General features: G+C 57.5%; 24 protein-coding genes and 1 pseudogene. 14 read left to right on the forward strand and 11 right to left on the reverse strand.

The features are described from left to right. The first annotated feature begins 624 nt into the window (after positions 1 to 624). Complete coding sequence (locus GST84_14215) at positions 625 to 1,149, forward strand: GNAT family N-acetyltransferase (protein XGB13440.1); 525 nt, start codon at positions 625 to 627, stop codon at positions 1,147 to 1,149. On the opposite strand, the pseudogene GST84_14220 reads toward GST84_14215, so the two are convergent. Continuing rightward, a pseudogene (locus GST84_14220) lies at positions 1,124 to 2,167 on the reverse strand (NAD(P)-binding domain-containing protein). The gene GST84_14215 and the pseudogene GST84_14220 overlap by 26 nt on opposite strands. Positions 2,168 to 2,211: 44 nt before the next feature. Next, complete coding sequence (locus tag GST84_14225; protein XGB13441.1) at positions 2,212 to 2,550, reverse strand: metalloregulator ArsR/SmtB family transcription factor; 339 nt, start codon at positions 2,548 to 2,550, stop codon at positions 2,212 to 2,214. A 117-nt stretch (positions 2,551 to 2,667) separates the two neighbouring features. Here GST84_14225 and GST84_14230 point away from each other — a divergent pair, with 117 nt between their 5' ends. The 11 genes from GST84_14230 to GST84_14280 all read left to right on the forward strand — a co-directional run bounded on the left by GST84_14230 (position 2,668) and on the right by GST84_14280 (position 10,715). Next, complete coding sequence (locus tag GST84_14230) at positions 2,668 to 3,081, forward strand: arsenate reductase ArsC (GenBank protein XGB13442.1); 414 nt, start codon at positions 2,668 to 2,670, stop codon at positions 3,079 to 3,081. Between the two features lie 8 nt (positions 3,082 to 3,089). Beyond that, positions 3,090 to 3,446 (forward strand): metalloregulator ArsR/SmtB family transcription factor, encoded by a 357-nt coding sequence (locus tag GST84_14235; GenBank protein ID XGB13443.1) that lies wholly within the window; start codon positions 3,090 to 3,092, stop codon positions 3,444 to 3,446. 20 nt (positions 3,447 to 3,466) lie between these two features. Continuing rightward, positions 3,467 to 3,937 carry an arsenate reductase ArsC gene (locus tag GST84_14240; GenBank protein ID XGB13444.1) on the forward strand — a complete coding sequence of 157 codons (471 nt, stop codon included), beginning with the start codon at positions 3,467 to 3,469 and terminating at the stop codon, positions 3,935 to 3,937. A gap of 18 nt (positions 3,938 to 3,955) precedes the next feature. After that, a complete protein-coding gene (arsB, locus tag GST84_14245) occupies positions 3,956 to 5,017 on the forward strand; it encodes an ACR3 family arsenite efflux transporter (protein XGB13445.1) in 1,062 nt (353 codons plus the stop codon). 3 nt (positions 5,018 to 5,020) lie between these two features. Further along, complete coding sequence (gene arsH / locus GST84_14250; protein XGB13446.1) at positions 5,021 to 5,737, forward strand: arsenical resistance protein ArsH; 717 nt, start codon at positions 5,021 to 5,023, stop codon at positions 5,735 to 5,737. A gap of 12 nt (positions 5,738 to 5,749) precedes the next feature. Then, entirely contained in the window at positions 5,750 to 6,253 is a 504-nt protein-coding gene (locus tag GST84_14255) for a protein phosphatase (GenBank protein XGB13447.1), read from the forward strand. A 32-nt stretch (positions 6,254 to 6,285) separates the two neighbouring features. After that, the gene (locus GST84_14260) at positions 6,286 to 7,290 is read left to right on the forward strand and encodes an ArsJ-associated glyceraldehyde-3-phosphate dehydrogenase (protein ID XGB13448.1); all 1,005 of its coding nucleotides are present in this window, start codon (positions 6,286 to 6,288) and stop codon (positions 7,288 to 7,290) included. A gap of 9 nt (positions 7,291 to 7,299) precedes the next feature. Then, positions 7,300 to 8,532, forward strand: coding sequence for an organoarsenical effux MFS transporter ArsJ (gene arsJ, locus GST84_14265; GenBank protein XGB13449.1), 1,233 nt, complete (start codon positions 7,300 to 7,302; stop codon positions 8,530 to 8,532). A gap of 390 nt (positions 8,533 to 8,922) precedes the next feature. Then, positions 8,923 to 9,198, forward strand: coding sequence for a metal-sensing transcriptional repressor (locus GST84_14270; GenBank protein XGB13450.1), 276 nt, complete (start codon positions 8,923 to 8,925; stop codon positions 9,196 to 9,198). A 20-nt stretch (positions 9,199 to 9,218) separates the two neighbouring features. Beyond that, complete coding sequence (dmeF, locus tag GST84_14275; protein ID XGB13451.1) at positions 9,219 to 10,133, forward strand: CDF family Co(II)/Ni(II) efflux transporter DmeF; 915 nt, start codon at positions 9,219 to 9,221, stop codon at positions 10,131 to 10,133. A gap of 249 nt (positions 10,134 to 10,382) precedes the next feature. Beyond that, a complete protein-coding gene (locus tag GST84_14280) occupies positions 10,383 to 10,715 on the forward strand; it encodes a DUF2790 domain-containing protein (protein ID XGB13452.1) in 333 nt (110 codons plus the stop codon). A 69-nt stretch (positions 10,716 to 10,784) separates the two neighbouring features. On the opposite strand, the gene GST84_14285 is transcribed toward GST84_14280, so the two are convergent. The 9 genes from GST84_14285 to GST84_14325 all read right to left on the reverse strand — a co-directional run bounded on the left by GST84_14285 (position 10,785) and on the right by GST84_14325 (position 20,146). Beyond that, the gene (locus GST84_14285; GenBank protein ID XGB13453.1) at positions 10,785 to 11,240 is read right to left on the reverse strand and encodes a DUF411 domain-containing protein; all 456 of its coding nucleotides are present in this window, start codon (positions 11,238 to 11,240) and stop codon (positions 10,785 to 10,787) included. Continuing rightward, positions 11,230 to 12,012, reverse strand: coding sequence for a cytochrome c (locus tag GST84_14290; GenBank protein XGB13454.1), 783 nt, complete (start codon positions 12,010 to 12,012; stop codon positions 11,230 to 11,232). Before GST84_14290 ends, GST84_14285 begins: the two co-directional genes overlap by 11 nt. A 9-nt stretch (positions 12,013 to 12,021) precedes the next feature. Further along, entirely contained in the window at positions 12,022 to 13,149 is a 1,128-nt protein-coding gene (locus tag GST84_14295) for a copper resistance protein B (protein ID XGB13455.1), read from the reverse strand. After that, complete coding sequence (locus tag GST84_14300; protein ID XGB13456.1) at positions 13,139 to 13,468, reverse strand: hypothetical protein; 330 nt, start codon at positions 13,466 to 13,468, stop codon at positions 13,139 to 13,141. Before GST84_14300 ends, GST84_14295 begins: the two co-directional genes overlap by 11 nt. 14 nt (positions 13,469 to 13,482) lie before the next feature. Next, the gene (locus GST84_14305; GenBank protein ID XGB13457.1) at positions 13,483 to 15,309 is read right to left on the reverse strand and encodes a copper resistance system multicopper oxidase; all 1,827 of its coding nucleotides are present in this window, start codon (positions 15,307 to 15,309) and stop codon (positions 13,483 to 13,485) included. Positions 15,310 to 15,491: 182 nt separating this feature from the next. Next, positions 15,492 to 15,695, reverse strand: a complete 204-nt coding sequence (locus GST84_14310; GenBank protein XGB13458.1) for a hypothetical protein — start codon at positions 15,693 to 15,695, stop codon at positions 15,492 to 15,494. 254 nt (positions 15,696 to 15,949) lie between these two features. Continuing rightward, positions 15,950 to 17,371, reverse strand: a complete 1,422-nt coding sequence (ltrA, locus tag GST84_14315) for a group II intron reverse transcriptase/maturase (protein ID XGB13459.1) — start codon at positions 17,369 to 17,371, stop codon at positions 15,950 to 15,952. A gap of 498 nt (positions 17,372 to 17,869) precedes the next feature. Continuing rightward, entirely contained in the window at positions 17,870 to 19,291 is a 1,422-nt protein-coding gene (gene ltrA, locus GST84_14320) for a group II intron reverse transcriptase/maturase (GenBank protein XGB13460.1), read from the reverse strand. A gap of 495 nt (positions 19,292 to 19,786) precedes the next feature. After that, positions 19,787 to 20,146, reverse strand: coding sequence for a hypothetical protein (locus GST84_14325; GenBank protein ID XGB13461.1), 360 nt, complete (start codon positions 20,144 to 20,146; stop codon positions 19,787 to 19,789). 197 nt (positions 20,147 to 20,343) lie between these two features. Here GST84_14325 and GST84_14330 point away from each other — a divergent pair, with 197 nt between their 5' ends. Together GST84_14330 and GST84_14335 are read left to right on the forward strand one after the other, a co-directional pair. Then, entirely contained in the window at positions 20,344 to 21,021 is a 678-nt protein-coding gene (locus tag GST84_14330; protein ID XGB13462.1) for a heavy metal response regulator transcription factor, read from the forward strand. Then, complete coding sequence (locus GST84_14335; protein XGB13463.1) at positions 21,021 to 22,427, forward strand: heavy metal sensor histidine kinase; 1,407 nt, start codon at positions 21,021 to 21,023, stop codon at positions 22,425 to 22,427. Before GST84_14330 ends, GST84_14335 begins: the two co-directional genes overlap by 1 nt. The last annotated feature ends 409 nt before the right edge of the window (positions 22,428 to 22,836 follow it).

Genomic DNA, 22,836 nt, shown 5'->3' on the forward strand with positions numbered 1-22,836 from the left:
CGATCCTGAGAGCGCCAGCCACTCTCCACTAGACTGAGACAGTCTCACATCACGAAAATGTAGGGATCGCCCAAAGGGCGGCCCCTTTCGCACTCCGATCTACTTAACGGCCGCCTCTTTCGCCGGAATCTTTGCCGGCGGCGGGACGCACTTCGCCCGAGATTGATAGCCCGACATATCCAAGATGGCGTTGAGGACCGTTACGCATTCGGCCTGGCTTTGGTACGGGGTAACGGAAACGATGGGGTACTGCACTCCTGCTGGAGTGCCATAACCACCTTGTAGAAAGGTGACCACTACCAAGGTCCACTTCAAAGTCTGATCTCTCCTTCGCGATTACAGTTCGCCTTAAGGAAGTTAACGACCTGAATTCCAGAACAAAGAACACCTTGTGTCATTCCATAAGGGGGGTTCTGGCTTTATGCGGACCAAATTTGTAAACAAAGTCCGCATTTCATTGAAAATAGATAATTTTTCTACACTTGATGCCGGCAGAAGCGCCACAAACCAGGCATTTTAATGAAAAAGTTTACAATTCCAGAGCAGAATCTAGCAGCGCGCCTAGAGGTTTGAGCCTACGGCACTCATGCTCAAAGTCTTCGCGCCATTCCAAAAGGAAGCAAGATGCACATCCGCCTCGCTCAACTCAGCGATGTTCAGGCCATTGCCGAGATCTACAACCAGGGGATCGAAGACCGCAGCTCTACGTTCGAGACTCAGCCGCGCACCTCTATGGATGTGCAGCCCTGGGTTGCCGATATGTCCCGCTACCCGGTGCTGGTCGTCGAGGTCGACGGTGCGGTAGTGGCGTGGGCAAACCTGAGCAGCTACCGCGCGCGTTCGTGCTACGCCGGCATCCCCGACTTCTCGATCTATCTGCACCGTGACGTCCGCGGACGTGGCATCGGCAAGGCGCTGCTCAAGGCATTGCTCAGCGAGGCTGAGGCACGTGGTTTCTGGAAAGTCCTCTCCCGCATTTTCACCTTCAACGAGGCGAGCCTCGCGCTCTGCCAGTCCTGTGGCTTCAGGACGGTTGGCGTCTATGAGAAGCACGCTTGCCTTGAAGGCCGGTGGCTGGATTGCGCGATCGTTGAGCAGGTGTTTCCGTCGAACCAACCCGGTCCATATGACGAAGCAGCCGGGGCATGAGATAGCCCGCGTCAGCCCCTACACCCCTGAGGGTTGCCGAGGCGAAGTTCCTTTGCCTGGGCAGCCCGACGAAGTACAGGCCGGGCACCTGATCTGCCACGCCGTTTCGCTGCAGAACACGACCTTGCTGGTCGCCAACTGGAAGCTGTGCCAGAAACTCCAGGTTCGGCCGGAAACCGGTGGCGAAGATCAGCGCGTCGACCTGGTGGGTGGTTCCATCTGGCCAGACAACGCCTTCGGGCAATACCTGCTGGAACATCGCTTTGCGCTGGAGCCGCCCGGTATCCAGGGCCTTCCGATACTTGCCGGTATCCAGCACAGGCGTGCTCTGGTCACTCAACCAGCGCGTGTGCTCCAACCGGGTGAACTTCAACCAGGCGTGAAAATCGAGCCCCAGTATCCGCTGGGGGAAGAAGCGGATCTTCTCGCGAGTCGCCAGCAGTACCTGCGCAACGCTTGCAAGCTCATAGGCAATTTGAACCGCCGAGTTCGCCGCGCCGACCACGACGACACGCTGGCCAGCAAAGGCCTCAGGCGTTCGATATCCCGAGCTGTGCAGACGGGTCCCTGAGAAGCTTTCCAGGCCAGGAATGTCAGGCGTGTACGGACGGCTGAAGGCCCCCGATGCCACGACCACTGCACGCGCCGTGAAGGTCGATCCGTTGGCGGCACGAACCTCAAATGCCTTGTCGTTCTGCACGACCTCTACCACTCGGGTACCGCCCTCAAAAGGCAGCTGAAACTCGGCGGCGTATGCCTCCAGGTACTGCACCACGTCGTGTCGCAGCGGGTAACTCTTGGGATCACCGGGAAACACCATCCCCGGTAGCGCTGAATACTCCGCCGGGGAGAACAGCTGCAGGCTGTCGTAGTAGTTACGCCAGTTTCCGCCTGGGCGCGTCTGCTCATCCAGGATCAGAAAGTCCAAGCCGTGCTGCTGCAAATGCCAGCCAAGCGCCAAACCCGCTTGCCCACCACCGATGACGATCACATCCAACACGCGACTCGATTTATTCATATGTACGCACTCATGCATATATCAGGACAAAAAAAGGGCACGAGCTACGGGCAGCACAGCGAAACCAGACCCTTGGTTCGCTGGAGCAGCCCCTCAAGGCGCTCGACGATCGCCCCACCATTCACTTCGTAGAACACCTGCCTGCCCACCTTGGTGGCTTTCACGATCTGGGCATCGTGCAGCACCTGCAGATGCCTGGAGACCACCGAGCGCTCCTGCGGCAGCTCTTTGGCGATTTCGCCGACATCCGCGCGACCCAGCAGGAGCACGCGCTTGAACACCGCGACCCTGGAGGGCTCGCAGAGCGCTTTGAAGAAGGCTTCGTCCAAGGACTCGATGGCAGCGTCGATGGCTTGGGTGCGGAGGTTCTGGTTGGTAGTCATGTCGCCAATATATGTGCACGAATATGCACATGTAAAGCCATCCCATCCTCAGAGGGGTTGCGATACATTCGGAAAAGCGTATATTCGAAAATCCATATATATGCAGAGTACCTTGTGATGACTGGCAAGATCCGCGTCCTGTTTGTTTGCACCGCAAACGCTGCTCGCTCCCAGCTCGCCGAAGCATTGCTCCGACACACAGACCCTGCGCGCTTTGAAGCTTTCAGCGCCGGCACTGAGCCTGGCCAGGTCGATCCGCGTACCTACGCGGCGCTTGAGCACCTCGGTATCGATGCCAGCGGCCTACGCAGCAAGTCCATCGATGAGTTCGCCGACGAACACTTCGACTACGTCATCACCCTTTGCGACAAGGCGGCGCTGGAATGCCAGGTACTGCCGGCATTGGGCGATCGCTTGGCGTGGCACTTCGAAGATCCGGTCACCAGCGACAAACACGATGCCTTCCGCCATACGCTTCACGAGATCCATGAGCGCATCAAGATGTTCGTCCTCGTGAAAACCAAACACTGAGAATCGTTATGACTGACCCACTGACCCCGACCAAGGTTTTCAAATGCCTCGCCGACGAGAACCGCATTCGGATGATGCTGCTGATCGCCCGCGAGGAAGAGCTCTGCGTCTGTGAGCTGACCTGTGCGCTGGAGGAAAGCCAGCCCAAGGTTTCCCGCCACCTGGCGCAGCTGCGCACGTGTGACCTGCTGGCAGACCGCCGCCAGGGCCAATGGGTTTACTACCGACTGCATCCAGAGCTGCCCGCCTGGGTACGCGAGATCCTGAAAACGACGCTGGAGGCCAATAGCGAGTGGCTGAACAGCAGTTCCACTCGACTGGACGCCATGGGTGACCGCCCACAGCGTGCTGCTACCTGCTGCTGATTACTGCCGAGCAAAAGCCGATGAAAGTACTGTTCCTCTGCACCGCCAATAGCTGCCGCAGCATCCTGTCAGAAGCCGTGTTCAATCACCTGGCCCCGGCCGGTATGAAGGCCTACAGCGCCGGCAGCCAGCCCAAAGGCGAGGTACATCCGTTGTCCATCTCCGCGCTGCAGCGCGCCGGCATTTCCACCGATGGCCTCAGCAGCAAGTCCAGCGATGCGCACACCGAGCTGGCCCCGGACTTTGTCATCACCGTCTGCGACAAGGCCGCCGGCGAAGCCTGCCCTGTGTTCTTCGGGCCGGCAGTAAAAGCCCATTGGGGGCTTTCCGATCCGTCGGACCTGCAGGGTAGCGCCGCTGAGTTGGACGCGGCTTTCGACATCACGCTTGAGCAGATCAAGCGACGCCTCAAGGCATTCCTCGCACTGCCTTTTGAACAACTGGATGCCGCGCAGCTCAAGGTCGAGCTGGCCCGCATCGGAACGCTCTGACGTTTAGGGAGATCCACCATGAGCAAAAGCCGACTGTCCTTCCTCGACCGTTACCTGACGGTCTGGATCTTTCTGGCCATGGGCCTGGGTATCGCCTTGGGCAGCCTGCTCCAGGGATTGCCCGCGTGGCTGAACAGCCTGTCGGTAGGCTCGACTAACATCCCCATCGCCATTGGGCTCATCGTCATGATGTACCCGCCACTGGCGAAGGTGAAATATGAGGAGTTGCCCCAGGTTTTCAAGGACAAGCGCATCCTCGTACTGTCGCTGGTCCAGAACTGGGTAATCGGCCCGGTACTGATGTTCGGGCTGGCAGTAGTGTTCCTTTCCGACAAGCCTGAGTACATGACCGGCCTGATCCTCATCGGCTTGGCGCGCTGCATCGCCATGGTGCTGGTGTGGAACCAGATCGCCGGTGGCAACAACCAGTACGTGGCGGGCCTGGTCGCCTTCAACAGCATTTTCCAGATCCTGTTCTTCAGCGTGTACGCCTGGATCTTCCTGGGCCTGCTGCCGCCGCTGTTTGGTCTTGAGGGTAGCGTCATCGAGACCAGCTTCCTCGAAATCGCCCAATCGGTGCTGATCTATCTGGGCATCCCGTTCCTGGCCGGTTTCCTTACCCGCAAGATCTTGATCAGCAGCAAGGGCGAGACTTGGTACCAGGAACGCTTCATTCCGAAGATCAGCCCGCTCACGCTCGTGGCGTTGCTGCTGACCATCGTGGCCATGTTCAGCCTGAAGGGCGATATGGTGCTGCAGCTGCCGCTGGATGTGCTGCGCATCGCCATCCCGCTGACCATCTACTTCGTGGTGATGTTCTTCATCAGCTTCTGGATGGGCAAGCTGCTTGAAGCCGACTACCCACGCACCACCGCGTTGGCGTTCACCGCAGCGAGCAACAACTTCGAACTGGCCATTGCCGTGGCCATCGCCACCTTCGGCCTCGCATCGCCGGTTGCCTTTGCCACCGTCATCGGCCCCTTGGTGGAAGTGCCGGTGCTGATCTCACTGGTGGGTGTGGCCTTGTGGCTCAAACGCCGCTGGTTTGATCAGCCCTCTGGTGCCTTGTCTCAGGAGTAAATCATGACCGAACACCACATTCCCAATATCGACTACGAACTGGTCGACCTGCCGACAGAAGACAAACTGGCAGTCGAGCAAAAGTCCACCCATAAGCCTCGCATCCTGCTGCTGTACGGCTCGACCCGCGAGCGCTCCTTCAGCCGCCTGCTGACAGAGGAAGCGGCCCGCCTGCTGGAGCACTTCGGTGCCGAGACGCGGATCTTCAATCCCACTGGCCTGCCACTGGCGGATGACGTGCCCGATGACCACCCCATGGTCAAGGAGCTGCGCGATCTGGTGCTGTGGTCCGAAGGTATGGTCTGGTGCTCGCCGGAACGCCACGGTGCAATGACCGGCGTGTTCAAGTCGCAGATCGACTGGATTCCACTGAGCATGGGCGCCGTGCGCCCGACCCAAGGCAAAACCCTTGCGGTGATGCAGGTCTGCGGCGGCTCGCAGTCGTTCAACGTGGTCAACCAGCTGCGCGTCCTCGGCCGCTGGATGCGCATGTTCACCATCCCCAACCAGTCGTCCGTACCCAAGGCCTACCTGGAGTTCGACGAGGCCGGCCGCATGAAGCCCTCGGCGTACTACGACCGTGTCGTCGACGTGATGGAGGAGCTGGTGAAGTTCACCCTGCTGCTTCGCGACCGCTCCGACTACCTGGTCGACCGCTACTCCGAACGTAAAGAGTCGGCTGAAGAACTATCCAAGCGTGTCAATCAACGATCCATTTGAGGCTTTCTGAGCATGCAATTGCACCCGTATTCCGTGTTGGCCAGTTCCGAACTGGTCGGCCAGCTGATCTTCACTCCGTGCCCAGGTACCAAGGACACCTCGGTATCTCAGGCGCTGGCAACGCTGCGCGAAGCCGGTGCGAGTGCACTGGTCACCCTGATGCCAAGTGAAGAACTGCTGCAGAACGAGATCGATCTGCTTCCCGAGGAGTGCCAACTGCTGGGCCTCGAATGGTTCCACCTGCCGGTGGAAGACGACCAGGCACCCGGCGAGCCCTTTGCTGCCGCCTGGGAGATCCACCGGGAACGCCTGAAAGAATTGGTGATGACTGGCAAGACGATCGCCATTCACTGCAAAGGCGGCTCCGGCCGCACCGGCCTGTTTGCGGCCCGCCTGATGATCGAGTGCGGCATTCCCGTGCAGGAAGCTGTTGCTCAGGTCCAGGCCCTGCGCCCACGTGCAATTCAGAACCCTGCGCACGTCGGCTACATCAACCAGTTCAGCGTTACCCTCTGACCCTTCGCTAATCGCGATCCGAGAACAAGAACATGGCTATCAAAGTAGGTATCAATGGGTTTGGCCGTATCGGTCGCTTGGCGCTGCGCGCGTCTTGGGACTGGCCAGAGTTCGAGTTTGTGCAGATCAATGACCCGGCCGGCGACGCCGAGACCCATGCCCACCTGATCAACTTCGACTCGGTCCACGGCCGCTGGCTCCGTGAAGCCCGTGCTGAGGGCAGTACGGTGGTGATCGATGGCAAGCGCATTCAGGTGACCGCGAACAAGACCATCGCCGACACCGACTGGTCGGGCTGCGACCTGGTCATCGAGGCCAGCGGCAAGATGAAGTCGGTAGCCGTGCTCCAGGCCTACCTGGATCAGGGCGTCAAACGTGTAGTGGTCTGCGCTCCAGTGAAGGAGAAAGGCGCACTGAACGTGGTGATGGGCGTCAACCAGCACCTGTTCGACCCGGCGCAGCATCGCATCGTTACCGCCGCCTCCTGCACTACCAACTGCTTGGCCCCGGTGGTCAAGGTGATTCACGAGAACCTGGGCATCCGCCACGGATCGATCACCACCATCCACGACCTCACCAACACCCAGAGCATCCTCGATACGCCGCACAAAGACCTGCGCCGCGCCCGCGCCTCTGGCATGAGCCTGATCCCAACCACCACGGGTTCGGCCACTGCGATAGCCGAGATCTTCCCCGAGCTGCGCGGCAAGCTGAATGGTCACGCCGTGCGTGTACCGCTGGCCAACGCCTCGCTGACCGACTGTGTGTTCGAAGTGGAACGTGAGACCACGGCTGAAGAGGTCAACGCGCTGCTGAAGGCTGCGGCCGAAGGCCCGTTGAAAGACATCCTGGGCTACGAAGAGCGCCCCTTGGTGTCCATCGACTATCGCACCGATCCGCGCTCCTCGATCATCGACGCACTGTCGACCTTGGTGGTCAATGGCACCCAGGTGAAGCTCTACGCCTGGTATGACAACGAATGGGGCTATGCCAACCGTGCAGCAGAACTGGCCCGGCTGGTCGGCGCAGCGGAGTAAACAGCGATCATGAAGGCGTTGTCAGCCCTGTCTGCGGAAGTGCGTCAGTACCTGCTGGTTACCGGCAACTACTGGGCCTTCACCCTTACCGACGGCGCATTGCGCATGTTGGTGGTACTGCACTTCCATTCGCTGGGCTACACGCCGATGCAGATCGCCGCACTGTTCCTGTTCTACGAAGTGTTCGGCGTGATCACCAACCTGGTGGGTGGCTACCTCGGCGCGCGCCTGGGGCTCAACCGCACCATGAACATCGGCCTGGGCATGCAGGTCGTGGCCTTGCTGATGCTCACGGTACCGGCAGCCTGGCTAACAGTGCCCTGGGTGATGGCCGCCCAGGCGCTGTCCGGCATCGCCAAGGACCTGAACAAGATGAGCGCCAAGAGCTCCATCAAGCTCCTGGTACCGGACAGCCAACAGGGCACGCTCTACAAATGGGTGGCCATCCTGACGGGCTCGAAGAATGCGCTCAAAGGTGTGGGCTTTTTCCTCGGCGGAGCACTGCTCGCGTTGCTCGGCTTTACCCTGGCAGTGCTGGCCATGGCGGCAGTGCTGGCCCTGATCTGGATCGGCAGTCTGGTGCTGCTGAAAAAGGACTTGGGCAAAGCCAAGGCCAAACCCAAGTTCCGCGACATGCTGTCCAAGAGCCGGGCGATCAACATCCTCTCGGCCGCACGGCTGTTTCTCTTCGGTGCCCGGGACGTCTGGTTCGTCGTGGCGCTGCCGGTGTACCTAAGCACCGCGTTTGACTGGGACTTCTGGCTGATCGGTGGCTTCTTGGCCGCGTGGATCATTGGCTACGGCATCGTCCAGTCGTTTGCTCCTCACATCACCGGCAAGAAACGCGGTCATGTGCCGGACGGCCGAGCGGCCTTCATCTGGGCGCTCGCCCTGGCCGGACTGCCTGCGCTTATTGCCGTGGGCCTATCGGCGGGCGGGCCGGCGCAGGTGGTGCTGCTCGGTGGACTGATGCTGTTCGGCGTGCTGTTCGCGGTGAACTCCTCGCTGCACAGCTACCTGATCGTCAGCTACGCCAAGGAAGACGGCGTCTCCCTGGATGTGGGGTTCTACTACATGTCCAACGCCCTGGGGCGGCTGGTCGGCACGCTGTTGTCGGGCTGGGTGTTCCAAGCCTATGGTTTGCAGGCCTGCCTTTGGGTTTCCAGCATTTTCGTATTGGCTGCCGCGCTCATCTCGATCGGGTTGCCCAGACACAGCGAAATGGCGCACCAGACCCACTGAGCACAGGGGAATAGCGGAGGCACTCAAGCCTCCGCTTTCACCAGAAACTGCTCGATCTCAGCGACAGTGCTGCGGGCTGTGCGCGTCACTGCGGAGCCTGTCCACTCGCCAAAGCCCACCAGCCAAAGGCTAGGCTTGTTCACTGCACATGCATCCGTAACTTCGACGCGACAGTCCCCAGTGACTGCCCCGAGGCTCGCTAAGTGCCCCAGCGCCGGCTTGAATCCGGTGCACCCTATCACCGCATCGACTGAGGTCTCTGCCCTGTCTTCCCAAACCACACCGTCGGGGGTGAAGCGAGCGAAGGGCTTCATAGCGTGCAGAACGCTCTGCCTTGCATAGGTATAGGGGGTATGTCTATTATGCGCATAATTTAGGTAGGAGTACTCCATGAGTCATATCGCGGCAAACAAAGACGATCTTCTCAAACGCGTTAAACGTATCGCCGGACAAGTCCAGGCCATTGAGCGGGCGCTGGAGTCTGATCTCGATTGCGCCAAAACGTTGCATCTTGTCGCCGCCACTCGCGGAGCTATCAACGGATTGATGGAGGAAATCATCGAAGACCACGCGCGGGAGCATGTTGCTAACCCGGCGCTGAGCGAAGAAGAGCGCAACAAAGGCGTCGAAGAGCTTCTTGAAGCCATTCACCGTTACTCCAAGTGAACGGATCCGGGTATACGCACATGAGCAGCACCAGCATCAACCACACACACGACCTTATGTTTCTTGGCTCGGCACATGATGAAAACGCCAAGCGAACGCTTTGGGTCGTGGCATTGACCGTTGTGATGATGGTTGGAGAGATCACCGCAGGCTATCTCACAGGCTCGATGGCTTTATTGGCCGATGGATTTCACATGGCAACTCATGCCGGTGCATTGGGCATCGCGGCGGCCGCATACGGATATGCAAAACGGCACGCTTCCAGCCAACGCTACAGTTTCGGTACAGGAAAGGTAGGGGACTTGGGCGGTTTTGCCTCTGCATTGATTCTCGGAATCGTCGCCTTGGGAATTGGCATTGAATCTGTCATGCGCCTCTTGCATCCAACAGACGTTCAGTTCGGTACCGCTACGCTAATCGCGATTGCCGGATTGATAGTCAATGTTGTCAGTGCACTGTTGCTGGGTCACGGCCACAGTCACGACCATGATCATGACCATGATCATGTTCACCACGGGCACGATAACAATCTGAAATCGGCCTACATCCATGTCCTCGCTGACGCGCTCACTTCGGTGCTAGCGATTGCTGCACTGCTCGCCGGCCGGTATCTCGGTTGGGCGTGGCTGGACCCGGTTATGGGGATCGTAGGTGCCATCGTTATTGCGCGTTGGGCCTGGACCTTGATGAAGGTTACTGCAGGAGTACTGCTGGATCAGACAGACGTACATGTCGCCGATGAGATTCGCGAACTGGTTGAAAAACCGGGGGATCTCACGATTACGGATCTGCATGTTTGGCGGGTGGGACCACAAGCCCATGCCGCTATCGTCAGCGTTCTTGGTGAAGTCACTGGCAGCGCGGAGAGTATTCGTGAACGGATCAAGCCGGTTCACGAAGTCTGCCATCTGACGGTAGAGTTCCGAGCGGTCTGATAGCAGAGCCCCCAACCTGTGCTTGATCGGCGTAACCTGTAAGCAGCGTATCGATGCAGACTGGAAGGACCGGAGTCGGCATCAACGCTGTTTCCTTAGCCACAGCGCGGTCGATGAAGATGGCTACTCTATCAACCGTCGTTTTCCCGATTTAGTGCAAAGAAGGCTTACTTAGATGTAATCCCCCGATCATTTGGCCGACAGGTCAACCCGCTTAAGATTCAATCACACCAGATCGGAGTGATGAACATGAAAGCTCTCAAAAGTATTTCCGCCTTGCTGATTCTTACTGCCTCCTCGGTTGCACTGGCTGAGGGGGGCTCAGACCGCCTGCATGGCCAGATGATTCAGGCAAATGAGCAAGCAATGCGGACGTACGCCGCCGCCAACGGGAAAAACGAACCTGAGGTCACCCATTATCGCTATGGGATGAAGCTCGACGTGGCCAAAGTGATCAGCGTGACCTCGAACCGGGGTAGCTGCGACGTGATGCCAGCACAGATGAACTATGAAGATTCAACTGGAAAGCTCAACATCCTCGAGTACCGTACATCCGGTATTGGTTGCCGCGGCCAGAATTGAGGAGTTCAGATGCTCACATATCCAACGAAAACGGCGCCAGGAAGGCGCCGTTTTCGTTGGTTGGTAGGTTTACTTGGCAGGATAATCTGCAACCACGCGATCTTCCCCACCTGTGGTAAGGCCTATGACCTGGTAAGCATGACTTGCGCCATCCATCTCCATTCCTGGAGAACCAGCAGGCATACCAGGCACGGCGACCCCAACCAAATCATTTCGCGCTGAAAGCTGTCGAATCTGTTCGGCCGGAACATGGCCTTCAACGAACTTTCCGTTTATCACTCCGGTGTGACAGGAAGCTAGGCGCGGCGCTACCCCTAGCTTCTGCTTAACAGCACTCATATCGGCTTCAACGTGATCGATGACCTTGAAGCCATTTTGCTCCAAGTGAGCAATCCACTTTTTACAGCACCCGCAGTTTGCATCCCGGTGCACGTCAATAGTGGTTGGCACTGCCGCGTTAACTGGCGGAAGCACGAGAAAAGCAGCGAGTGCTGCCAAGCTAAGGAATCGCCTTCTAGCCCTCATGGGTGTGCTCCTTACCATCTTTGTGAGTGTGCGTCTGTGGGGTCGGTTTGGAGTGATGGTCACTATCAGCTTCCGTGACTTCATGCTCGTTGCGGTGTTCGGCTTCAGGCTTGGCATCTGAAGGCTGCGCATGATGGGCTTCAGGCTGTCCCATATCATGATGGCCCTTCGCGGAGGCCGCCTCGCCGTGGTGATCAGCGTCACTTTTATCGTGCTGGCCTTCATGATTGTGCATATCACTTTCCCCACCGCCGTGCTGATGGCCGCCGCTGGTCGCTACCATTGACTTGTATTGCTCAGCGTTCATCTGTGGGAGCTGATCTAAGAAAGCAACGATCCCCCAGATGTATTGATCACCCATGCTCTTGCCCCAAGCAGGCATGCCGGTGGCTTTGATGCCGTGTTTAATAGTCCAGAATGCAGCCGCCGCGTCGCCACCAACACCGATTTTGGAGAGATTGGGTGGGGACGGGTAAAGCGCTTGGCTGAGCTCGGTCTTTTCAACGCCTGGAGCGAGGTGACAGCCAATGCACATGGCATTGTAGTTTCCGGCGCCTGTTCGAATCAGGGTTTCATCTTTGAGATTCGGCACCTCAATATCCTTGGCACGCACTTCGATGGAGCGATCTCTCGCCATGGCGAGAAAAGCATGCACAGCGGGGAAATGGGGGTCATCAGCGCCCACGTTGACCAGACCAAAATAGGCGGCTCCCAGTACAGCCGCGCTACCCACGGCGCCTGCTGCGAACAACGTTGTAATTGTTTTTTTCATGTCAGGTTCTCAAAACCACATCCGAATGCCAGCAACGAAACGCGCTTCACTCACATCCCCGCCTTCGTCCCGAATAAGGTCCGCAGTTTTGCCGTAAGAGCGGCTCCAGGTGACGCCTATGTAGGGAGCAAACTGTCGAACAATTTCATATCGAAGACGTAGCCCCACCTCGGTATTGGCAAGACCCGAACCAACACCACGCTCAGGGTCATTTTTGCCATAGAAGTTCGCTTCGGCGGTAGGCTGTAGGATCAGGCGATTGGTTAAAAGGATGTCGTAGTCGCCTTCCAACCGTGCGGCAGTCTGGCCATTCTCACCAATGAACGCCGTGGCTTCCGCTTCAAACGCATAGAGAGCCATACCCTGAATGCCAAAGGCTGCCCACGTCTGGGGAGATTCGGGTTGGAAATCCTGTCGCACCCCTGCAACAACATCCCACCACGGACCAATTGATCGGCCGTAAAGGAGCTGCAGCTCGGCATCCTCGGTTACACCATTTGTTCTCTCGCCCTCGGAGCGAATCCAAAGACGATTGATGTCGCCACCAACCCACCCAGAGGCATCCCACGCCAAGGTGCTACCCTCGTCAGCATCCTGGTACTCCAGCTGATCTAACAGGAAGAAGCTGTTGATGGCGCTGTCGTGAACCTCATGACCGCCCAAAGGGGGGAAAGCCGCTTTACGGTCCGCATCCGTCAGGACAGGAATGGGGGTGCGACTGGCCGCAGTAGGTGCATCAGCGGAGCCATGGTTCATTTTTGAATGATCCATCGTGCCAGGCCCCATTCCTTCCATGCTCCCATGACCCATATTGCTGTGGTCCATAGGGGCAGGCTTCGCTTTAGGTTGACCATGTCCCATCGTGTTGTGATCCATGGTGCCCATGCCTCCCTGCATGGCGCCATGATTCATCTTGCTATGATCTACAGAGGCAGGTTTTTTCTCCTTTCGGGCTCCCATCTGGCTGTGGTCCATACCCGGCATCGGGTTTTGAGAAGGGACAGACTCCATTTGCATGGATCCATGCCCCATTGCCGAATGGTCCATTTCTTCAGCCGCAAAACTAGTTGTCCCCCCGAATGTGCTCAGGGAGATAGCCACTGCCAAGAGCGATGGTCGTGCCAGCCTATTGGTCATCTTTCCCTGCCTTAGCTTTATCGCCGCCCTGCGATTCCATCATTTTGCTGTGATCCATACCTTCCATCGAGCCGTGGTCCATACCTTCCATGGACCCGTGATCCATGCCCTTCATGGAGCCATGGTCCATGCTACCGGACTGCTTATCCTGCGCCGTCTTTGCTCCAGCGTTGGATTTCGCTGCATTAGGTGTATCCACAGACTTCTGGGCATGTTGGTCATGGTTTTCACCGGACCACGAGGACGGGGCGTAAACAGCCAGAAGTCCTACCATGGCAGCAGAGAAGAAAAAGGCGCTACGTTTCATTGGTTTGCTCATCTCAAATCTCCAGATCATTCGTCCACACGGACTTCTCGGAACATGCCCATTTCCATGTGGAGCAGTAGGTGGCAGTGATAGGCCCAACGACCTAATGCATCCGCAGTTACGCGATAACTTCGTTTAGAGCCAGGCGGCATGTCGATGGTGTGTTTTCGAACCATGAAATTACCGTTCTCGTCTTCCAGATCACTCCACATGCCATGGAGGTGAATTGGATGCGTCATCATGGTGTCGTTGACCAAGGTGATGCGAAGACGCTCGCCATATTTGAGACGCAGCGGTTCGGCATCTGAAAATTTGATTCCGTCAAAGGACCAGGAGAATTTTTCCATGTGACCAGTGAGATGAAGCTCGATTGTTCTACCTGGATCGCGGCCGTCGGGATCAACGAACGTGCTTCGCAGATCTGCGTAGGTAAGGACACGACGCCCGTTGTTCCGCAGTCCGATTCCTGGATCGTTCAACTTAGGTGTTGGCGACATCGTTTGCATGTCGACCAATGGATTATTGGTCTCCGACGCAGGGTGAACCTGCATGGCGCCGCCCATCCCAGCCATCTTGCTGTGATCCATGCCAGCCATGCTGCCCTGGTCCATCCCGGCCATCTTGCTGTGGTCCATGCCAGCCATGCTGTCCTGGCCCATCCCGGCCATCTTGCTATGGTCCATGCCGGCCATGCCGGCCATGCTTCCATGGTCCATCCCACCCATACTGCCGTGATCCATGCCCATATCGCTCATCGAGATTAAAGGGCGTGGATCAACGGCTGGTACTGGTGCTTGCATACCTTCGCGCACGGCCAGGGTGCCTCTGGAGTAACCAGTACGATCCATGGATTGCGCAAAAATGGTGTAAGCCTGTGCATCGTCTGGTTCGACGATGACATCGAAAGTTTCGGCTACTGCAATTCTGAATTCATCCACGTTCACCGGCTTGACATGCTGGCCATCGGCTGCAACTACAGTCATTTTCAAACCAGGGATCCGGACATCGAAGTACGTCATGGCGGATGCGTTGATGAAGCGCAGACGAATCTTTTCGCCCGGCTGGAAGATGCCCGTCCAGTTACCGTCCGGAGCCTGGCCATTCATGAGATAGGTGTAGGTATAGCCACTAACGTCGGCCAAATCAGTGGGGCTCATTTTCATCTCAGCCCACATTTTCCGATCCGCTACTGCTGCTGACCAACCCATCTCACTGACGTCATTGACGAAGTCGCCAACCGTCCGCTTATGGAAGTTGTAGTAGTCCGACTGCTTTTTGAGCTTGGACAGTACTCTGGCAGGGTCCTCGTCCGTCCAATCGCTGAGCAGCACGACGTAGTCTCGCTCGTAGGTGAACGGCTCGGGCTCCTTCGCATCGATGACCAATGCGCCGTACACTCCGATCTGCTCCTGAAGACCAGAATGGCTGTGGTACCAGTAGGTACCGTTCTGATGGACCTTGAACTTGTACTCATACATGCCATCGGGTGCGATGCCATGGAAACTTAGGCCTGGGACACCATCCATGTTTGCCGGCAGAATGATGCCGTGCCAATGGATAGATGTGTCCTGCTGCAAACGGTTTCGAACCCTAAGGGTGACAGTGTCACCTTCGCGCCAACGAAGAATGGGACCGGGCAGTGAGCCGTTGATCGCCATTGCCGTGCGAGCAGCTCCGGTAATATTGACTGGCAGCTCACCGATATACAGATCAAAATCGTTCCCTGTCAGCACGTTAGCTTGGCCAGGGCTGGTCACGGCCCACACCGGCGTGCGCCACATGCCCAATCCACCCAATAATCCAGTGGCGGCCAAGCCTTTAACGAAGGATCGTCTCGTGGTTTTGCTTTGCATGCCGTAGTGTCCAGTGAGTCAGGTAATTCGCTGATATCCGGGCCTGCGCGAAGCCGCAGCACCCCGTTTCCTTAGAATTCCCGCAAGCTTTGTGAATTTCATACACAAGATGCGGCGGGAACGAGCACTCTGAAGCTGCCACACAAAAGATTCGTGAGTGATTACATTTCTGTAAGCTCGACTCAGCAATTCTCGTGTTTGGTCTCTCGGTGCTTAGCAGCAACTGGGACGGTGTCCTTCTTCTGCTGCGCGATCTGATAGGCCTGCATAGACGATTGGCGAGCTGTCTCCATCCTTGCAAAAGTGCGGTCGGCACCACCTTCAGCTAGGGCAACGCCAGCCAAACCAAAAGTGATCATCATCACAAGCGCTTTCACCATGTTCATTCCTAGTCTCTCTGCAGTCAGTTGGAGGCCCATTGGGTAGGCTTGGAGTCAACAATAGCCCCGCCTCGCTTTCAGGTAGCTGAGCTCGACGTTACAGATCTGTCAGCTTCTAGGGTCCAAGGAACCTCATCTGTTCCGGACCTTTCGAGAGGCTGACCAAGGAAAACTGCAGCCACGCGTCACATCGAGTAGGAGGCGGCTTCACAGCCGCCGTCCTCTCACACCACCGTGCGTACGGTTCCGTACACGGCGGTTCAGGTTATACGGCTAAGCCGGTTTATCGTATCCAGTATCGAGACCAGTCCGAACCTATCCCATAGCCTCTTCGGTAGCGCCTGATTCACATGAGATGCTCCCGAGTTCCACCACGGGCCTCGGCCATTAAAGGCCGATTTACAGGCACGTTCTTCGCTCAGGCCCAGGCGCATCAGGTTGCGCGCCCTCGTTGAGGGCCGTTTCCATTGACGCCAGATGACGCAGCGAAGTTTATGCCTGACCCAACCATCCAATTTCTCAAGTGGGCGTTTGCTCTGGCTGAGCTTGAAGTAGCCAGCCCAGCCTCGCAGGACAGGGTTGATTCGCTCAATGACAGTCGCCACTTTGCGGGCCCTTACACTGCGTAGCAATATTCTGAGTCGGTCGCGTAAGCGCCCCAGGCTCATCGTTGCCACACGCAGCCTTGGTTGCTGGTGCCTGCTCATCCCGTAACCCAAGTAGTCACACTTCCAAGCCCCTGCTACTTGGCTCTTCTTCCGGTTCACCGTCAGTTTCAAACGATGGCACAGGAAGCGCTCGATACTGGCCAACACCCGCTCGCCCGCCCGAGGACTGCGCACATAAATGTTCGCATCATCGGCGTAGCGCACGAAGCGATGACCCCGCCGTTCCAATTCGCGGTCGAGCTCATCCAGAAGGATATTCGACAGCAACGGCGAGAGTGGGCCGCCTTGCGGTGTCCCCTCTTGCCGTTGGCTGACGATACCGCCCGACATGGCCCCAGCTTCAAGGTAGCGGCGGATGAGCCTAAGCACTCGCTTGTCTTCGACGCGACGCTGCAAGCAGGCCATCAGGATGTCGTGGTTGACCCGATCAAAGAACTTTTCCAGATCAAGCTCCACGCACCAGCGATGCCCCGCCGCCACATGGGAGCGGGCCAGTTCAACGGCTTGGTGAGCGCTTTTGCCCGGACGAAAACCGTAGCTGTAGTCCGAAAACAGCGGATCGAAGAGTAGCGTGAGTTGTTGCTGTAATGCTTGCTGGATCAGGCGATCCACGACGGTGGGGATTCCCAGTTGCCGTGTGCCGCCCTGCGGCTTGGGAATTTCAACCGCTCGCACTGCTTGGGGATGGTATTCACCGGCCAGCAACCTGGCCTTGAGGGTTGGCCAATACTGTTTCACGTAGCCCGCCAAGTCAGCGACCGTCATGCCATCGGCACCCGGAGCCCCCTTGTTGCTAACCACGCGTTGATACGCACGCCTGAGGTTGGCCGGTGCAAGCACCCGCTCCATCAGCGTGTCCGGCTCCGCGTTCGTCCACGTCGCTGACGCCGCCGGCACCTTTGCACTGTCAGGCATCACCCTCGGCTTCTGGCCGGGATTCGGAGTGACAGATTCCGTTGTAGGAAATTTCTGCATTACGGCTACCAACGAGACAGTGACGCCTACTGGCGGCATAACCTGTTCGGCCCTTGGTGGCGCGGTTAACCGCCACTTACTACGGCCTCGGCTGACTTCTGCACGCTCGTCCCGTCGCCTCTCGACGCTCGGTAGCACAGTGGCAAACGTGCAGATCTCCCAGGGTAATTCGCGTGACCTTCCTGCTTATGCCTGTCGGATTTACGTCACAGCGTCCCGTGCAAGTACTGGGCTTTGACGATTTGGGCCGCCTCACCCCGCTGTGCCGCCTCTATCCGCTTCCTGTTCGTCAGGCCAGCAGTTTGCCTCGGGCTTCCTTCAGATTCGCGGTCGCCCACGACACCCTTGCCTCTGGCTAACACTTCCCCTTGCCGGGTGTGTAGAGGACTTTCACCTCCAAGTCACCCGCTTTGGCCACCACAACCAAGCGGGTTGCGCTACGCGCAACGCGCCATGCCTGGCGCACATCGAGTAGGAGGCGGCTTCACAGCCGCCGTCCTCTCACACCACCGTGCGTACGGTTCCGTACACGGCGGTTCAGGTTATACGGCTAAGCCGGTTTATCGTATCCAGTATCGAGACCAGTCCGAACCTATCCCATAGCCTCTTCGGTAGCGCCTGATTCACATGAGATGCTCCCGAGTTCCACCACGGGCCTCGGCCATTAAAGGCCGATTTACAGGCACGTTCTTCGCTCAGGCCCAGGCGCATCAGGTTGCGCGCCCTCGTTGAGGGCCGTTTCCATTGACGCCAGATGACGCAGCGAAGTTTATGCCTGACCCAACCATCCAATTTCTCAAGTGGGCGTTTGCTCTGGCTGAGCTTGAAGTAGCCAGCCCAGCCTCGTAGGACAGGGTTGATTCGCTCAATGACAGTCGCCACTTTGCGGGCCCTTACACTGCGTAGCAATATTCTGAGTCGGTCGCGTAAGCGCCCCAGGCTCATCGTTGCCACACGCAGCCTTGGTTGCTGGTGCCTGCTCATCCCGTAACCCAAGTAGTCACACTTCCAAGCCCCTGCTACTTGGCTCTTCTTCCGGTTCACCGTCAGTTTCAAACGATGGCACAGGAAGCGCTCGATACTGGCCAACACCCGCTCGCCCGCCCGAGGACTGCGCACATAAATGTTCGCATCATCGGCGTAGCGCACGAAGCGATGACCCCGCCGTTCCAATTCGCGGTCGAGCTCATCCAGAAGGATATTCGACAGCAACGGCGAGAGTGGGCCGCCTTGCGGTGTCCCCTCTTGCCGTTGGCTGACGATACCGCCCGACATGGCCCCAGCTTCAAGGTAGCGGCGGATGAGCCTAAGCACTCGCTTGTCTTCGACGCGACGCTGCAAGCAGGCCATCAGGATGTCGTGGTTGACCCGATCAAAGAACTTTTCCAGATCAAGCTCCACGCACCAGCGATGCCCCGCCGCCACATGGGAGCGGGCCAGTTCAACGGCTTGGTGAGCGCTTTTGCCCGGACGAAAACCGTAGCTGTAGTCCGAAAACAGCGGATCGAAGAGTAGCGTGAGTTGTTGCTGTAATGCTTGCTGGATCAGGCGATCCACGACGGTGGGGATTCCCAGTTGCCGTGTGCCGCCCTGCGGCTTGGGAATTTCAACCGCTCGCACTGCTTGGGGATGGTATTCACCGGCCAGCAACCTGGCCTTGAGGGTTGGCCAATACTGTTTCACGTAGCCCGCCAAGTCAGCGACCGTCATGCCATCGGCACCCGGAGCCCCCTTGTTGCTAACCACGCGTTGATACGCACGCCTGAGGTTGGCCGGTGCAAGCACCCGCTCCATCAGCGTGTCCGGCTCCGCGTTCGTCCACGTCGCTGACGCCGCCGGCACCTTTGCACTATCAGGCATCATCCTCGGCTTCTGGCCGGGACTCGGGGTGACAGTTTCCGTTATGGGAAATTTCTGCATTACGGCTACCAACGAGACAGTGACGCCTACTGGCGGCATAACCTGTTCGGCCCTTGGTGGCGCGGTTAACCGCCACTTACTACGGCCTCGGCTGACTTCTGCACGCTCGTCCCGTCGCCTCTCGACGCTCGGTAGCACAGTGGCAAACGTGCAGATCTCCCAGGGTAATTCGCGTGACCTTCCTGCTTATGCCTGTCGGATTTACGTCACAGCGTCCCGTGCAAGTACTGGGCTTTGACGATTTGGGCCGCCTCACCCCGCTGTGCCGCCTCTATCCGCTTCCTGTTCGTCAGGCCAGCAGTTTGCCTCGGGCTTCCTTCAGATTCGCGGTCGCCCACGACACCCTTGCCTCTGGCTAACACTTCCCCTTGCCGGGTGTGTAGAGGACTTTCACCTCCAAGTCACCCGCTTTGGCCACCACAACCAAGCGGGTTGCGCTACGCGCAACGCGCCATGCCTGGCGCACCCAAAAAAACGGCGCCGGTTGGGCGCCGCAAGGCCAAGGAGCACTGGGGAACGGCCACGAAGAATGGATTATGGATGACATTCCTTGTCCGCCATCATGAGCTGGTGTTCACGCACCATCTGCCCAAGGACGTCATCTACCATCTTGTCGTGTTTCTCCATCCACACGAGATGCTCATCCTTTGACATGCCGGCTTTGGGGTGGTCTTGATGCAATTGGCTCATCAAATCCTGAAGCATAGACATGTGTTCTTTCATATGAACGTGCCGTTGGCTGGGGTCGGCTTTCTCCGCCTTGATCAACACAGCTTCGGCCTTGTCTCGAAGTGACTGAATTCTTTCAAGCGCGCGGTCGCTTCCACCTTCAGCAAACGCAGCTGACGATATCAGCATAGCTGTAGCAAGAATCATGGGTTTGAGCGATTTCACAGGACGATCTCCATCAGGTTGTCAGGGTCACTGCTACCGCTAAATGACAGACAGGATCGATTGAAATGCCTGTCATGAATGACCGTAGACGGGGCTGCCTGACAGCGGCCTGATGCCTAAATTACTTTTGCGTCAGGTTCTGGTTAGGTGGTGTTTTTCCTGCAAACTGGGCATGTACACCTTTGGGGTTGGAGCACATGAAATTACTCGTAGCTGAGGATGAGCCGAAAACGGGAGCCTACTTGCAGCAGGGCCTGGCAGAGGCAGGTTTCACCGTTGACCGAGTCCTCTCGGGTACCGACGCACTTCAAAATGCACTGAGTGAGAGCTACGACCTGTTGATCCTCGACGTCATGATGCCGGGCTTGGACGGGTGGGAAGTCCTGCGGATGGTTCGTGCTGCAGGTAAGGACGTCCCGGTCTTGTTCCTGACCGCTCGGGATGGCGTGGATGATCGAGTGAAAGGCCTTGAGCTGGGCGCCGATGACTATCTGATCAAGCCCTTCGCCTTCTCTGAATTGCTAGCTCGGGTACGAACATTACTACGCCGTGGAACCAGTGCCTCAGCCCAAACCACCATGAAGATGGCAGACCTTGAGGTAGACCTGCTCAAGCGCAGAGCCACCCGAAGCGGCAAGCGAATCGATCTGACTGCCAAAGAATTCTCTCTTCTTGAGCTGCTGATGCGCCGACGCGGCGAAGTGCTGCCCAAGTCCTTGATTGCTTCCCAGGTTTGGGACATGAACTTCGACAGCGACACGAACGTGATTGAAGTAGCAATCCGCCGCCTACGTGCAAAGATCGATGACGATTTCGCTCAAAAGCTCATTCATACCGCTCGTGGAATGGGTTACATGATGGATGAGCCGGAGTGATGTTATCCCAGTCCTCGCTGGTCAAGCGTCTGACCCTCATGATTATGTTCGCGGTCATTTCGGTACTGGTGGTCGCAGGCATCAGCGTCAACATGTTAAGCCAGCATCACTTCCGCATGCTTGATGAGCAGGCACTGTCCGAGAAACTGGAGTCGACAAGGCACATCCTGTCAATTCAAACACCAGGGACGAGGCCAGAGGAGCTGCGGGAACAACTGCGCGCGCTGCTGGGTGCGCACCAAGATCTGACGGCGGAAATTCTCACCTCGGATGGCTGCGTACTTTTCTCAGATCTCAAAACCACCCTAATCCCCGACCGATACAAGGTGGCGGGAAAGGACAATATGTGGGAGTGGCAAGACAGTTCCCATAATTTCCGTGGTGTAACCTCTCGCGTTCAGATCCAAGGCGATCCAGCCCTGGGTACCGTCATGCTGATGCTGGATGTCACTAGCCATGCTCACTTCTTTGAAACGCTGCAACGGTGGTTCAGTATCGGCTTGGTCATTAGCGCATTGGTCAGCGCGGCATTGGGGTGGGTGGTTGCAAAAAGTGGCTTGCGTCCCGTGGAGCAGATAACAAAGGTTGCGACGTCCATGTCCGCGAGATCACTCCAAGAGCGCATCCCTTTGGAGCCTGTGCCCCTTGAACTTCAGGAAATGATCTTGTCTTTCAACGGGATGCTTGCACGTCTGGAAGACGCATTCATTCGTCTATCCAATTTTTCGGCCGATATCGCACATGAGCTAAGAACGCCAGTGAGTAATTTACTGACGCACACCGAGGTAGTGCTTACCAAAAAACGTGATGTGGTGGCGTACGAGGAGAACCTGTACTCGAATCTAGAGGAACTGAAGCGAATGTCTCGAATGATCGATGACATGCTTTTCCTCGCCAAAGCCGACAATGGCCTCATCATTCCTGAGCAAGTTGATATCAAACTCGAAAAGCTAGTGGCTAAGCTCTTCGACTACTACCAATTGGTGGCTGAGGATCGGGGTATACAGCTAAACCTCCGAGGAGAGGGGGTTGTCTCTGGGGACACACTCATGATCGACCGTGCCCTTTCCAACATCTTGTCGAACGCTATGCGGTACACCCCTGAAGGAAGCTCAATCTCAGTAGAGATCCAGGAAACCGCTGACACCGTGACCCTCACTACTCGAAATGGGGGGGGGCCAATTGCTCCAGAGCATGCCAAGAAAATCTTTGACCGCTTCTACAGGGCCGATCCGGCAAGACGGGAAGGGGGGCCCAGCAATGCCGGACTCGGCCTTGCGATAACCCGTTCCATTGTCGAAGCACACAACGGACGGATATGGTGCGCTTCGGAGGACGGTGAGACTGCATTCCACATTGCATTTCCTACCAGGACGCGGCCGATGAATGATCGTGCCCAGCATTAATGCCGGGCTAATCGATTTAACCTACACTCGATCACTATGATCCGCTTTGTACGACTGCTCACCATCCTGCTGCTCGTTCTATCGCTTCCCCTCAACGGGATGGCGGGAATTGACTCGCCCATCGAGCCCTGCCCAATGCAGGAGATGGACATGGAAATGATGGCGGGCATGGAGCACGACTGTTGTCAGGACCAGGACCAAGGGAAGTCTTCCCAGCACGCCTCCAAAGCTTGCAAAGTCGGCCAAGAATGTAGAACCGCGAGCACACTCCAAGTCCGCTTGCTCGAACCCCAGCTGACCTTCTCTACTGCGCCCCCTGCGGATGCTTATGCCGTAAGCCTGGTAACTCGAGCGCCGCCAGATCACTGGCGTCCTCCGCGCGCCTGATTCCTTCGTTAACCTCACACCC

Origin of the sequence: Pseudomonas putida (assembly GCA_041879295.1) — a bacterium.
GTDB lineage: Bacteria > Pseudomonadota > Gammaproteobacteria > Pseudomonadales > Pseudomonadaceae > Aquipseudomonas > Aquipseudomonas putida_Y.